At 42.5% G+C, this 14,923-nt stretch carries 10 protein-coding genes and 1 pseudogene; 7 read left to right on the top strand and 4 right to left on the bottom strand.

Annotated elements, in window-relative coordinates; genetic code table 11:
- The first annotated feature begins 205 nt into the window (after nt 1–205).
- Entirely contained in the window at nt 206–532 is a 327-nt protein-coding gene (locus LPH68_RS14855) for a heavy metal-binding domain-containing protein (protein ID WP_004315412.1), read from the top strand.
- 107 nt (nt 533–639) lie between these two features.
- Here LPH68_RS14855 and LPH68_RS14850 read toward each other — a convergent pair whose 3' ends face one another.
- Together LPH68_RS14850 and LPH68_RS14845 are read right to left on the bottom strand one after the other, a co-directional pair.
- A complete protein-coding gene (locus LPH68_RS14850) occupies nt 640–2,829 on the bottom strand; it encodes an alpha-galactosidase (RefSeq protein WP_151923433.1) in 2,190 nt (729 codons plus the stop codon).
- Between the two features lie 82 nt (nt 2,830–2,911).
- Nucleotides 2,912–3,289, bottom strand: a pseudogene (locus LPH68_RS14845) (TonB-dependent receptor); the annotation flags it as partial.
- On the opposite strand from LPH68_RS14845, the gene LPH68_RS14840 reads away from it, so the two are divergent.
- From LPH68_RS14840 to LPH68_RS14825, 4 genes are all read left to right on the top strand, one after another.
- Complete coding sequence (locus LPH68_RS14840; RefSeq protein ID WP_004309462.1) at nt 3,276–3,476, top strand: helix-turn-helix domain-containing protein; 201 nt, start codon at nt 3,276–3,278, stop codon at nt 3,474–3,476. The pseudogene LPH68_RS14845 and the gene LPH68_RS14840 overlap by 14 nt on opposite strands.
- Nucleotides 3,477–4,092: 616 nt before the next feature.
- The gene (locus LPH68_RS14835; protein ID WP_128858812.1) at nt 4,093–6,297 is read left to right on the top strand and encodes a sodium-translocating pyrophosphatase; all 2,205 of its coding nucleotides are present in this window, start codon (nt 4,093–4,095) and stop codon (nt 6,295–6,297) included.
- Nucleotides 6,298–6,387: 90 nt separating this feature from the next.
- Nucleotides 6,388–6,990, top strand: coding sequence for a ribonuclease HII (locus LPH68_RS14830; protein WP_151923432.1), 603 nt, complete (start codon nt 6,388–6,390; stop codon nt 6,988–6,990).
- A gap of 180 nt (nt 6,991–7,170) precedes the next feature.
- Complete coding sequence (locus LPH68_RS14825) at nt 7,171–8,736, top strand: DUF5723 family protein (RefSeq protein ID WP_117809336.1); 1,566 nt, start codon at nt 7,171–7,173, stop codon at nt 8,734–8,736.
- A gap of 139 nt (nt 8,737–8,875) precedes the next feature.
- Here the strand turns inward: LPH68_RS14825 and LPH68_RS14820 are convergent, their stop codons facing one another.
- A complete protein-coding gene (locus LPH68_RS14820; protein WP_008770430.1) occupies nt 8,876–9,805 on the bottom strand; it encodes a magnesium transporter CorA family protein in 930 nt (309 codons plus the stop codon).
- Between the two features lie 347 nt (nt 9,806–10,152).
- Between LPH68_RS14820 and gpmI the strand changes: the two genes are divergently transcribed.
- Together gpmI and LPH68_RS14810 are read left to right on the top strand one after the other, a co-directional pair.
- Entirely contained in the window at nt 10,153–11,667 is a 1,515-nt protein-coding gene (gene gpmI, locus LPH68_RS14815) for a 2,3-bisphosphoglycerate-independent phosphoglycerate mutase (protein WP_151921094.1), read from the top strand.
- Between the two features lie 66 nt (nt 11,668–11,733).
- Nucleotides 11,734–12,315, top strand: coding sequence for a DUF3109 family protein (locus LPH68_RS14810; protein WP_074706947.1), 582 nt, complete (start codon nt 11,734–11,736; stop codon nt 12,313–12,315).
- Between the two features lie 418 nt (nt 12,316–12,733).
- On the opposite strand, the gene gyrB is transcribed toward LPH68_RS14810, so the two are convergent.
- Nucleotides 12,734–14,692: a DNA topoisomerase (ATP-hydrolyzing) subunit B gene (gene gyrB, locus LPH68_RS14805; RefSeq protein WP_004315406.1), complete on the bottom strand. Its 1,959-nt coding sequence runs from the start codon at nt 14,690–14,692 to the stop codon at nt 12,734–12,736.
- Nucleotides 14,693–14,923: the final 231 nt, after the last annotated feature.

Raw genomic sequence — 14,923 nt, 5'->3', positions numbered from 1 at the left:
TTTGTGCGTCTAATAGGTAAAGAAACAAAATGTTCATTGAATATTAGGAGGGTCGTGAGACCATGCTCATATTATATAAATTCTCTCTCTTTAACATTAATCGCAGCTATATCGTAAGAAATTACGGTGTAGCTGCAACTTTTTTAGGGGGACTTGCGTCTAACTAAATACATATAACTTACAGATAACTAATAAAGAAAAAACTATGCTGATGACAACCACTCCCATCATTGAGGGAAAACGAATAGTGAAATATTATGGAATAGTTTCCGGAGAGACAATCATAGGTGCCAATGTATTCCGCGACTTGTTTGCAAGTATTCGGGATATTGTGGGTGGTCGTTCCGGTTCTTATGAAGAAGTGCTGCGTATGGCAAAAGATACAGCGTTGAAGGAAATGGAGGCACAAGCAGCTCAAATGGGAGCTAATGCCGTGATAGGTGTTGATTTGGATTATGAGACAGTTGGAGGTAGTGGCAGTATGCTGATGGTGACTGCTAACGGTACAGCCGTAAAGATTGAAGAGGATTAATTGATTATTGTTTTTTTACTACAGAGAACACGGAAGACGCAACGCATATACTTTGTTTAGTATCAATGGTATAAAACACTGTGTCCTCCGTACTTCTGTGGTGAATATTATTCGGCAGTCAGCTCAATCACACGGCTGAAAGCCTGATTGGTAGTGAAAGCATTGATTCCTACTTTCATCAGATAATCTCCTGAATAAGTCTTCTCATTGGCAGCAAGATTCGATTTAGAGTTCGGCATCAGGTTGATTTCTTTCACCTTATACATTTTCTTCGCATCCAATCCCTGAAGTTTAACCGGGAGCAGCTTCTCACCGAAACGTGGGTGGATATCGTAGGTATAAAGCACTGCTTTGTTCTTATCCGGTGCGGCGTACATGACAGACATGTGATTACCATCGTATGGAGAAACCAGTCTGTACTGGTCACCATCCAGAATCACTTTCTTCAGACGCGTCCAGTTGGCAACTGCGTTTTGGCAAAAAGTCTGTTCGTCCGCATTCAGCTCTTTCAGTCCGAGGTCGAAGCCCAGTTTGCACATACTTGCTACATCGGTACGGAATTTCACGCTTGTCTTCTTGTTCCAGCTGGTTACGTGTGCATCCATTGCTTTTGCAGGGAAGATTTGTGAGAATCCCCATTGGATAAACAGGCGCTCTATCGGGTCTGTATTGTCACTGCACCAGAATTCTGTGAAGTATTTCAATGCTTCGTAGTCGCAACGGGCGCCACCGCCGGAGCAAAGCATCATCGGTACGTTCGGATATTTGTCTTTGATACGTTCCAATACATTATATATACCACGTACATGGTCGATATAAAGTTGTCCTTGTTTATTCTTCAAATAGGGAGAATAAATATTTGTGATGGGAGAGTTGCAGTCCCATTTAAAGAAAGCCACTTCCGGGTTCGCTGTCAGGATGTTATCCACTACGCCAAACACAAAATCCTGTACTTTCGGGTTGCTAAGATCGAGCACCAGTTGGTTACGGTAATAGTATGTTTCCCGATTGGGCAGAGTGATTGCCCAGTCAGGATGCTTCTCGAACAATTCACTTTTGGGGTTTATCATCTCCGGTTCGATCCAGATACCGAATTTTACTTCGGCTTCTTTGGCCGATTTCACGAGTGCGGGAATACCGCCCGGCAGTTTGGATTTCATCACTTCCCAGTCACCCAGTCCGGCATTGTCGCTGTTGCGAGGATGCTTGTTGCCGAACCAGCCATCATCCAACAAGAACATATCTACACCCAGATGTTTGGCTTCTTTCATCAGTTCGGCAAGCAGTTTCTCATCGAATTTGAAGTACGTATTTTCCCAGTTATTCAATAAAGTCATGCGGTCGCCTTGTCCGTCTTTCAGTTGGTAGTTGCGTGCCCATGCGTGGAGGTTGCGGCTGGCTTCGCCCGTACCGTTGTTGCTGAAAGTAAAGATGAATTCGGGAGTGGTAAATACTTCGTTCGGTTTTAGTTCATAATCAGATGCATACGGGTTGATGGCGGGGATGACGCGGAGGTTGCCTACGTTGTCCACTTCAAAGGTAAACTGGAAGTTGCCTGTCCATCCGATAGTCCCTAGCATGGCACGTCCTTGTGTTTCCTGTGCCGGTTGCTCAAAACCAAGTTCGAAGAACGGGTGGGTATGCATGGCGGCACGGCTTCCCAGTTTGGTGTCGATCACCTTTTTGCCGAACAATAGAGGTTGTGTGCTCATTTGTGCTTCTTTAGCCCAGTCGCTGCTGAATTCAGTCAGATAATACTCGTTTCCGGAGAAATAAAGCATCGTCGAAGCATAACGCCAGATGGTGACAGGTTTCTTTTCAGCATGTTTGATTTCACTCCACGTCTTGATGACGTTTTCTTTCGGATAAGCGATGTAATGCAGCGTGACTTCCACCGGGTACTGATCGTCTTTCAGTTGGATGACTGTCTCCGTGCCGCCTGCCACTGCTTTTTGTTCGGAAGATACATAACGGAGAATCGTGCTCGGGTTTCCATCATTGTGCGTGATTGCTACAGCCGGTTCAAAATAATCCTCGGCGCCGGAGCCCGGATATACTTCCCATCCACGGGTAGATACGCTTCCGTCACTTCCACCTTTCACGTATGGAGAAAAGTTGTTGATGTCTTTCTCGTTCAGTAACTTATCGCCCAGATAAGCCTGATAAAGTCGTCCGTTGGGAGCTACTTGGAGAATTAAGTCTGTGTTGTCCGTTGCGATGCGGATAACGTTCTTTTCCTGGGCGTCCATTTGTGCCAGGGTAAACAATGCCGTAAGTAATACGAAAAGTTTCTTCATGGTTTTTTAATAATTAATTAGGTATTAGTTAGTTTGTGGGCATATAATGCCACAAAGATAGTTATAATTCGTTTGGTATGAACTAGAATTTGATGCTTGCGCTAAATTCTACGGTGAATGGGCGTAAATAGTTTCCACTCATATAATTTCCGGCGTATTGGACAGCTTCTTCTTTCGTAATCAGTTCCGAACCGTTGATGGTTCCGCTGGCTCCTTTCTGATTCAGGAAGTTGATGACTGTTGCCCCCAGAGACAGGTGCTTGTTTACGTTTCAGTTGATTCCTCCGAACGTTTCCCAGCGCCCGTTGAAGTAGAGCGCTTCCTGAAGATTGGCGTACGTCTTGCCGAAATAGCGGAAACTAAGCTAGAGGCGTAAGTCTTTCGTGATGTTGTAGCTTGGGTCGAGTTCGACAAGTATCTGCGGGATCTCTTTTACGATCATTCCGTTGGCATTGACCGACCTTTCCTCACTCGATTTTATCCGTATCATCCGGCTAAAACATGCTGCGGAATTGTTGCAGGAGGGAGAACTGCGCACCAATGAAATTTGTGACAGGGTAGAATTTCAGTCACCTTCTTACTTCGCCAAAGTATTTCAGAAACAGTTTAAAGTTACTTCTACGGAGTTTGCCCAGCAGAATAAGTAGAGAATGGCATATAGTTAGTTGTTATTGACTATTGTTCGTTATCTCTTTGTTTGAATTTGAACTGAAATTAGTTCATTTCTATACGGAAATAACTCCCAATACTATTGCTGGCAATAACTCGTCAGTATGCAGCTTTTATTTCTTTCTCTTGCTTATATTATTTTTTCAATTGCCTAAGGAGTTTTCGTTTGACTATAGTTGAACGAACGCTTGACATATGTTGAACTATCGCTTGACTATAGTCAAACGAAAATTTGTTAGGCAATGAAATAACTATTAATAGGTAAACGCTTGCTTAAAAATAACTAATAAAATCATTAGTGGCAATTGATCCCAAACTAGGCAATTTCTGGTTAAATGGGAATTTAATTCAGACAGAAGAACATAAGAACAAAAAAATAAAATAGCAGTTCAATAAGCAACAGAAATAATTTTCAAAGCGCAGCTTTTATGTTCTTTTGTTCTTATGTCTAAAAAGAACTACCATCTGCTCATTTGTCCAAAGAGACGTATAAAAAATAGAATGATTCAACTCTGTAAATTCTTTCTTTTTTACTTGCTTATTTCGATTGATTTCCATACTTTTAGCCTCCGTAATCCTTTAAAAATTGACCCTATGGACAACATTCTTTTCTGGCTCGTTCCAGTCGCTTCCGTGTTAGCCCTCTGCTTTGCTTATTACTTTCATAAGCAAATGATGAAAGAGGGTGAAGGTACACCCCAAATGATAAAAATAGCTGCTGCTGTGCGCAAAGGAGCTATGTCTTATCTAAAGCAACAATACAAAATAGTAGGTTGGGTATTCTTGGGGCTGGTTATTTTGTTTTCAATTATGGCATACGGCTTTCATGTACAGAATGCCTGGGTTCCCATTGCTTTCCTTACAGGTGGATTCTTCTCCGGGCTTTCCGGATTTTTGGGGATGAAGACGGCAACATACGCGTCCGCTCGTACCGCTAATGCTGCCCGTACTTCTCTGAATGCAGGATTAAGAATTGCTTTCCGAAGTGGTGCCGTGATGGGACTGGTGGTCGTTGGCCTGGGACTGCTCGATATATCTTTTTGGTATCTGTTGCTGAATGCAGTGATTCCTGCTGATGCACTGACACCTACTCATAAACTCTGTGTAATCACTACCACCATGCTGACATTTGGTATGGGAGCTTCTACCCAGGCGCTCTTTGCTCGTGTAGGCGGTGGTATCTATACAAAGGCAGCCGATGTCGGAGCCGACTTGGTAGGCAAAGTAGAAGCCGGAATCCCGGAAGATGACCCTCGTAATCCTGCCACTATTGCCGATAATGTGGGCGATAATGTAGGCGACGTGGCCGGTATGGGAGCCGATTTATACGAATCTTACTGTGGCTCGATTCTGGCAACAGCCGCACTGGGTGCTGCTGCTTTTATCCATTCGGCAGATACAGTGATGCAATTCAAGGCAGTGATCGCCCCGATGCTGATCGCGGCTGTTGGTATTATCCTTTCTATTATAGGTATATTTGCTGTCCGTACCAAGGAGAATGCGACTATGAAGGACCTGCTCGGTTCGTTGGCTTTCGGCACGAATCTTAGTTCCGTATTAATTGTTGCTGCTACATTCCTTATTCTGTGGCTTCTGCAACTTGATAACTGGATTTGGATTTCTTGTGCCGTAGTAGTCGGACTGGTGGTAGGTATTATCATCGGACGTTCTACGGAATATTATACTTCCCAATCCTATCGCCCTACCCAGAAACTAAGTGAAAGCGGTAAGACCGGACCCGCCACCGTAATTATCTCCGGTATCGGTTTAGGTATGCTTTCTACGGCTATTCCGGTAATTGCAGTCGTGATTGGTATCATTGCTTCCTATCTGTTGGCTTCCGCCGGCGATTTTGCCAATGTCGGTATGGGACTGTATGGAATCGGTATTGCGGCTGTCGGCATGCTTTCTACTTTAGGTATCACTCTGGCAACGGATGCTTACGGCCCGATTGCGGATAATGCAGGAGGTAACGCAGAAATGTCCGGCTTGGGTGCCGAAGTCCGCAAACGTACCGATGCGCTCGATTCATTGGGGAATACGACTGCTGCCACCGGAAAAGGTTTTGCAATCGGTTCCGCTGCATTGACAGGGTTGGCTTTGCTGGCTTCTTATATTGAAGAAATCCGAATCGGCCTGACACGGCTTGGTAATGTAGATTTGACCTTTGCGGATGGTAGTTCCATCAGTGTGGCGAATGCTACTTTTATCGACTTCATGGATTATTATGAAGTACATCTGATGAATCCGAAAGTTCTTTCGGGTATGTTCCTCGGTTCCATGATGGCTTTCCTGTTCTGTGGATTGACAATGAATGCCGTAGGACGTGCAGCAGGGCACATGGTAGATGAAGTACGTCGCCAATTCCGTGAAATAAAGGGTATTTTGACAGGAGAAGCGGAGCCGGATTACGAACGTTGTGTTGCAATATCAACAAAAGGTGCGCAACGTGAAATGGTTGTGCCTTCCTTAATCGCTATTATTGCCCCTATCCTTACAGGTCTTATTTTCGGTGTTCCCGGTGTGCTCGGTTTGCTGATTGGTGGCTTGAGCAGTGGCTTCGTACTGGCAATCTTTATGGCTAATGCCGGTGGTGCATGGGATAATGCAAAGAAATATGTAGAAGAAGGAAACTTTGGAGGAAAAGGCGGTGAAGTTCATAAAGCAACCGTAGTAGGAGATACCGTGGGCGATCCGTTTAAAGATACATCCGGGCCGAGCTTGAATATCTTAATAAAGCTAATGAGCATGGTAGCCATTGTAATGGCAGGGCTTACTGTTGCTTGGAGTTTATTCTAAAAAAAGCAGGAAAGAAGTAAGAAAAAGGAGGCAAAACAAGTCTCCTTTTTTAATTTGAATTACCTTTGTGTCAAAATAGAAGCGATAAATATGTTATTACCTTATTTGAACGAGAATCTGATTGAAGCCGGATGTGATGAGGCCGGTCGTGGATGTTTGGCGGGAGCAGTATACGCTGCTGCGGTTATTCTTCCGAAAGATTTTAAGAATGAACTGTTGAATGATTCCAAGCAACTGTCGGAAAAGCAACGTTATGCACTACGTGAGGTAATAGAGAAGGAAGCGATAGCCTGGGCGGTTGGCGTCGTGTCACCGGAAGAAATTGATGAAATAAATATCCTGCGGGCTTCTTTCTTAGCTATGCATCGTGCAGTGGACCAACTGACTACCCGCCCACAGCATTTACTAATCGACGGAAACCGTTTCACTAAATATCCCGGCATCCCCCATACCACGGTAGTGAAAGGCGACGGGAAATTTCTTTCAATAGCTGCGGCTTCTATTTTAGCCAAGACATACAGAGATGATTATATGAACCGTCTCCACGAAGAGTTTCCTTATTATGACTGGGATCACAATAAAGGCTACCCAACTAAAAAACATCGCGCCGCCATTGCCGAACGTGGAACCACTCCTTACCATCGAATGACGTTCAATCTATTAGGAGATGGACAGCTAACTTTGAACTTCTAAAGTCACTTTGTTTCATTTTGCACAAACATTCTACATTTTTTTGCAAAATAAGCACGATTTTGTTACGGATAACCCTAAAATTGTTCTGTTTAGGCTGAAAAAGTGTTGCCTAGTGCTTTTATTTGTTATTGAAATACTATATCTTTGCAAACAATAATAAGAATTAAAAAGTTTAAAATCATGGCAACGAACAAACTATTGTGGTCTTCTAAAATTATTGGGGTATTTTTTATGATGTTGGTTTGCACTCTTTCTGCAAATGCACAGTTTTTACGTACTTCTTATTTCATGGAAGGTACTCATTATCGTCAACAACTAAATCCGGCTTTAACACCGACGAAAGGTTATTTCAACCTTCCGGTAATTGGTGCAGTTAATGCAACTGTTGGTTCTACTTCATTAGGCTATCAGGATATCATCGATATTATTGATGATGGTGACGATTTTTATAAAAGCACTGATTTTATGAATCGTCTGAAAGATAAAAATAAGCTGAATGTAAACTTCAGTACAGAAATTCTTTCTGCAGGATGGTATAAAGGTAAGAACTTTTGGTCATTTAATATCGGTCTTCGTACAGATATTGGTGCGAATGTTACTAAGAATTTATTTACTTTCTTGAATCAGATGGATGGTGAAGGCTTTGAAGAAAACTGGCGGACGAGTAATTATAATTTGAGTGGTCAAAAGATGAATATACAAGCCTATACCGAGGTTGGCTTGGGACTTTCGCGTCAAATAAATAGTCGCTTGAGTGTTGGTGGTAAGGTGAAGGTCTTATTAGGCATTGGTAACATGGATTTAAAGTTTAATAAAGTTACGATGTCTGCAGATATCCCAAGTGATGCACGTCTTGCACAATTACAAGACCCCGCTTATTTAGCAGCTAATTATAATACAACTAATAAAGCACAGGAATTATTGAACGAAATTAATAAGTACCATGCTAGTTTGGGAATATCGGCTACATTAGAAAGTTCTTTTAAGGGTTTAGAATTAGTAAATGGTGAAGAACCTGATAAAAAATATATAGATGATATTGATTTTGATGCTGGAAAAATAGGAATTGCTGGCTATGGTTTTGGTATTGATTTAGGTGCTTCTTATAAAATATTAGATAATTTGACAGTATCAGCATCTATTTTAGATTTGGGATTTATTTCTTGGAAAAAGGGTGCTACCAAAATAGCTAATGCTACTTCTCCTGATATTAATATAAATGTTAGTGATTATACAAAAGATATAAATGTTGATGACTTGACATCAAATGACTTAGGGAAGATTACGGATGCGATGACGAAATTGCAAACTGAAGCTGAAAAGTATTATAATCGTGCAGGAAGTAATGGGGATATTATTGACTATGATATGTTGCAAATGGAAGCGAAAGATGCTGATAAATCTCGTAAATCTCGTCTTGCTTCTACCTTGGTATTAGGTGCAGAATACGGATTCTTCAATAATAAATTAGCAGTCGGTGTATTGTCAACAACTCGTTTTGTACAGCCTGATGCTCTTACAGAATTAACATTCTCCGCAAACTACCGTCCGAAAAGCTGGTTCAATGTAGCGCTTAGCTATTCAGCTATCCAGTCAGCTGGTAAATCTTTCGGTTTGGGTCTGAAGTTAGGTCCTCTGTTTGTCGGAACTGACTATATGTTCTTAGGAAAGAACTCTAACTCTGTTAATGGATTCGTTGGGGTATCTATTCCGTTGGGTGGAAGAAAAGCAAATAAAGAAGGATAAAATATTTTAATTTCTCTCTCTAAACATTCTCTTTTAATTAATTCTCTATAGAATAAAAAACGTATAATTACAGCTTACCGTCATAAAGAATCCTTATAAAGGATCATAGATGGTAAGCTGTTTTTTTATGTTCCTCCTTTTAGAACCACTTAATCTTCCGGAATATCACAAACGCAAGCGTTGACAATCCGATGGAAAAAAGCACGATCAAAGAGAAAGCAAAGGGCACTTCTTCCAGGTGAATATCCACATTCATGCCATAGAAACTGGCAATCAATGTCGGAAGCATCAGGACGATGGACAGACTTGTCATACGTTTCATGATCGTATTCACATTATTGGAGATAATAGACGCAAAAGCATCCATTGTCCCTGTGAGGATATCACTGTAAATATTCACCGTATTGAGCGCCTGTTTCAGCTCGATAATTACATCTTCCACTAATTCAGTGTCCAGATAATCCGTATCCTGAAAAATAGTCCTTAACTTACCGATCATCACTTCATTTCCACGGATGGAAGTATTGAAGTAGACAAGTGTTTTCTGCAGTCTCATCAAGCGAAGCAGGTCTTCGTTACGGATGCTTCGTTCCAGTTCCTTTTCTGCGGCACTGATGTCTATGTTTATCTGCTTTAGATATTTCAGGAACCACACGGCAGAAGAATAGATTAACCGGAAAATCAGATCCAGCTTGTTGCGTACAACGATCCCTTTTCGACGGGTATGCTCTATGAAATCCGGTAATAAATCCGTGTTGTGATAACAGACGGACACAATAATCTCGTTATTAGTAATAATTCCAATCGGTACAGTGTCGAAAGGCAGACTGCCATTCTGTTTGTTCACTACCGGGATACGAAGAATCGTCAACAACCAGTTGCCTTCCGTATCCGTACGCGGACGTTCGTCCGTGTCGGCTATATCATTCAGAAATGATTCGGGTACGTTGAGAGTTTGAGTTAGAAATTCAAAGTCATCATTGTTTGGGCATACTACATTTACCCAGCTGTTGGGAAGCCATTGTGCTTTTTCCACAAAGCCAGCCTCACAATAAAGATACGTTCTCATCTTATTGCCTCCTTTCGTTTGTTTGACACGAGCAGAGGCATCAGTCTTCAATGGCTCTGTTCGCTTTAATTAATACTAGTTGTGCACGTTCGCGGGTTTGAATCGTCCATATTTCTATGATTTTAATTTAAAAGCGATGCAAAGGTACGGAAAAATGAAGTAAGTTCCGCCTTTTGTATCCTGTTTTTCGATAAACATATTGAAAGCAATTTTACAAAGTAAGAAAAAGACCCATAGCCTGATATACTTCTGCCCTGTAACTTAACATAGATTAAACGTTTATGTAACCATCTTTTTTGTACCTTTGCGCCCGAAAATCAGTGTGATAATTTAAATATTAAAATATTATGAGTAAGAAAGCCCTTTTAATGATCCTCGATGGTTGGGGATTAGGTGACCAAAAGAAAGACGACGTAATCTTCAACACTCCCACTCCTTATTGGGATTATCTGATGAGTACTTATCCTCACTCTCAACTTCAGGCAAGCGGTGAAAACGTAGGTTTGCCCGACGGACAGATGGGTAACTCGGAAGTAGGTCACTTGAATATCGGTGCCGGACGCGTGGTTTATCAGGACTTGGTGAAAATCAATCGTGCATGTGCGGACAATAGCATCATGAAAAATCCTGAAATTGTTTCTGCTTTCTCTTATGCAAAAGAAAATGGAAAGAATATTCACTTTATGGGGCTGACTTCTAACGGTGGTGTACACAGCTCACTCGTTCATCTCTTCAAACTTTGCGATATCGCAAAAGAATACAACATCAACAATGCATTTATCCACTGCTTCATGGATGGCCGTGATACTGACCCGAAGAGTGGTAAAGGCTTTATCGAAGAACTTTCTGCACACTGCGAGAAATCAGCAGGAAAGATTGCTTCTATCATCGGCCGTTATTATGCAATGGACCGTGACAAGCGTTGGGAACGTGTAAAAGAAGCATACGACCTGCTCGTAAACGGTGTAGGCAAGAAAGCTACTGATATGGTTCAGGCAATGCAGGAATCTTACGACGAAGGCGTGACAGACGAATTCATCAAACCGATTGTAAACGCTAACTGCGACGGAACAATCAAAGAGGGTGATGTAGTGATCTTCTTCAACTACCGTAACGACCGTGCCAAAGAGTTGACTGTCGTACTGACTCAACAAGATATGCCGGAAGTTGGCATGCATACTATCCCGGGGCTGCAATATTACTGTATGACTCCGTATGATGCATCTTTCAAGGGCGTTCATATCTTGTTCGACAAAGAAAACGTGTCCAACACATTGGGCGAATATCTTGCTTCCAAAGGCTTGAGCCAACTTCATATCGCTGAAACAGAAAAGTATGCTCACGTAACATTCTTCTTCAACGGTGGACGTGAAACTCCATTCGATAAAGAAGAACGTATCCTTGTTCCTTCTCCAAAAGTTGCTACTTATGACTTGAAGCCGGAAATGAGCGCTTTTGAAGTAAAAGATAAACTGGTAGCTGCCATCAACGAGAACAAATATGATTTCATCGTAGTGAACTTCGCTAATGGTGACATGGTTGGCCATACCGGTATTTACGAAGCAATCGAGAAAGCGGTTGTTGCTGTAGATGCTTGTGTGAAAGATGTAATCGAAGCCGCTAAAGCACAAGATTACGAAGCAATTATCATTGCCGATCATGGTAATGCTGACCATGCTTTGAACGAAGACGGTACTCCGAACACTGCTCACTCTTTGAACCCTGTTCCTTGTGTTTACGTGACAGAGAACAAGGCTGCGAAAGTAGAAGATGGTCGTTTGGCAGATGTTGCTCCAACAATTCTGAAGATTATGGGGCTGGCTGCTCCGGCTGAAATGGACGGAAACGTTTTGATTAAGTAATTTAGATTTCTATAATTGGGAGGGCGGAGTTCTACTCCGCCCTTTTTGTCTCACATAAGGTTTAAAATGATACAAATAGGTGATGTAGTAGTGTCTCTTGATGTATTTCAGGAGAAGTTCCTTTGCGATTTGGGCGCCTGCAAGGGGGCTTGTTGTATTGAAGGTGATGCCGGTGCTCCGGTAGAGCTGGACGAGGTGATGGAGTTGGAAGAAGTTTTGCCGATTATTTGGGATGAACTGGCTCCGGAAGCACGTGCGGTGATTGAAAAGCAAGGAGTAGTATATACGGATGAGGAAGGTGATCTAGTGACTTCTATTGTTAATAATAAAGACTGTGTGTTTACCTGCTACGATGAGAAAGGCTGTTGCTACTGTGCTATTGAGAAGGCTTATCGGGAGGGGAAAACAGACTTCTATAAACCGGTGTCCTGTCATCTTTATCCTATCCGGATCGGCGATTACGGGCCCTATAAAGCGGTGAATTATAATCGTTGGGACGTATGCAAAGCAGCAGTTTTGCTGGGGAAAAAAGAGAATCTTCCCGTATATCAGTTTTTGAAAGAGCCTTTAATCCGTAAGTTCGGTGAAGAATGGTACAAAGAGCTGGTTACTGTTGCTGAAGAGCTGAAAAAGCAACAATATATTTAAATTCTCTTCCGATTCTTGCGTATGCAATATAGCTGATAGAGCAAAATGCACAATGCGATTATGATTCCGCATGCCGGCATAACCCATGCTTCCGGATGGATAATAATCAAGAAGATACAAGTCGCGATCACGCAGGAAGTCAGTACAATAAGAAACAACCTGATCTTTGCAAATAACGGATTGGGCGCAGTAGTTTTCATTTTCATAGTTATGTTTTCTTTGCTTTTTATGCAAGATAGTGATTTTGTATGGAAAACGTTTCTGCTGTTAGGTTTTATTAAGAGATGGGCGGTTGAACGATTCGAACATGAAAGCCCCTTCAGATAAAAGAAAAACGCCGATCGAAGGATGTTCCTTCGCCATCGGCGTTTCCTCGTTGTAAGATGTGAGGTTGGTTTATAAAAACGTAATATTAAAATTATGCATCGATATTTGCATACGTTGCATTCTCTTCAATAAACTCGCGGCGTGGCCCTACATCTTCACCCATCAACATAGAGAAGATATAATCAGCTTCTGCGGCGTTGTCAATATTTACTTGTTTCAGCATACGGTTTTCAGGGTCCATAGTTGTTTCCCACAACTGCTGGGCGTTCATCTCACCCAAACCTTTGTAGCGTTGTGTATGAATCGCATTTTCTGAACCACCGCCGTAAGTGTCAATAAACTTTTGGCGTTGTGCATCTGTCCAGCAATACTCTTCTACTTTACCCTTTTTGCAGAGGTAGAGCGGGGGAGTAGCGATGTACAGATAACCGTTCTGGATAACTTGCGGCATATAACGGAAGAAGAACGTCATGATAAGTGTGTCGATGTGAGAACCATCGACGTCGGCATCGGTCATGATGATAATCTTGTGATAGCGCAGCTTCTGTATGTTTGCTTCCTTGCTGTCTTCGTCAGTTCCGATAGTCACACCGAGAGCTGTGTAGATATTGCGGATTTCATCACTTTCCAAAGCCTTGTGATACATGGCTTTTTCTACGTTCAGAATCTTACCGCGTAATGGGAGGATCGCCTGGAACATACGGTTACGTCCCTGCTTGGCAGTACCACCTGCCGAGTCTCCCTCGACAAGGAACAATTCACATTTAGAAGGATCCTTATCCGAACAGTCGGCCAATTTACCCGGCAGACCGCCACCCGACATCGGTGACTTGCGTTGTACCATTTCACGGGCTTTTCTTGCAGCGTGACGTGCAGTAGCGGCAAGAATCACTTTGTCGACAATTGTTTTGGCTTCCTTCGGATGTTCTTCCAGATAATATGCTAATACTTCGCCCACTGCCTGGTCAACAGCACCCATCACTTCGTTGTTACCCAACTTCGTTTTAGTCTGTCCTTCAAACTGTGGTTCAGCTACTTTTACAGAAATAACGGCAGTCAAACCTTCGCGGAAGTCATCTCCCGAAATTTCAACTTTTACCTTTTCCAGCATTTTGCTGTCTTCGGCGTATTTTTTCAACGTACGAGTCAGCGCACGGCGGAAACCTGCCAAGTGTGTACCACCTTCAATGGTGTTGATATTGTTGACGTATGAGTGAACGTTTTCGGAGAATCCGGTATTGTACATGATAGCCACTTCAATAGGAATTCCCTGCTTTTCGGAGTTCAGATAGATCACATCGTTAATCAAGTGCTCGCGTGAAGACTCGATAAAACGTACGAACTCTCTCAAACCTTCTTCTGAATAGAACTGCTCGCTCTTGAAACTTCCATCTTCGTTCACCACCCGACGGTCAGTCAGAGAGATGCGAAGACCGGCGTTCAGATAAGCCAATTCGCGCAGACGTGAAGCCAGAATCTTGTAGTCGTATACCGTTTCAGTAAAGATGGTACCATCCGGCCAGAATTGCTGGCGGGTTCCCGTAATGTCGGCTGTACCGACTTCCTTTACAGAATAAAGCGGTTTACCGATCTCGTATTCCTGCTGATAGATTTTACCATTACGGAATACTTGTGTAGTCATGTGGGTAGACAGCGCGTTTACGCAAGACATACCTACACCGTGCAAACCTCCGGATACTTTGTAAGAACCCTTGTCGAATTTACCTCCGGCGTGCAATACGGTCATGGCTACTTCCAGTGCCGACTTCTTTTCTTTCTCATGATAGTCAACCGGAATACCGCGTCCGTTGTCCTGTACTGTGATTGAATTGTCTTCGTTGATTGTTACTTCGATATGGTCGCAATAGCCGGCCAATGCTTCGTCGATAGAGTTGTCAACGATTTCGTATACCAAGTGGTGAAGTCCCTTGACGCTGATGTCACCAATGTACATCGCAGGGCGTTTTCTTACTGCTTCAAGACCTTCCAATACTTGGATACTATCCGCAGAATAAGACCCGTTATTGGGAGTGATTTGTTCTTCGCTCATAATTGCCTTTCTAACTTTAATAACAGAGCAAATATAGTGAAAATTGTCGACTTGACGAAGAATAATCAGTGAAAAATAAAGAATGCGGGCGGTTTCTCTGTATTCTTGATAGGGCTCAGTCTGAAACCTTGGGGGATTGCGTTAAAATTCTTATTTTTGCATCATGAAAACATCCTCTTCCCAAACGATTGATCCTGTTGCTTCTTTAAGCTTGTTCTTGCCTTCAGGAAT

The sequence above is a fragment of the Bacteroides sp. 1_1_30 genome (assembly GCF_020982715.1).
Lineage (GTDB): Bacteria > Bacteroidota > Bacteroidia > Bacteroidales > Bacteroidaceae > Bacteroides > Bacteroides xylanisolvens.
Note: the sequence above shows the minus strand (reverse complement) of the source record. Positions and strands in the feature narration are given on the sequence as shown.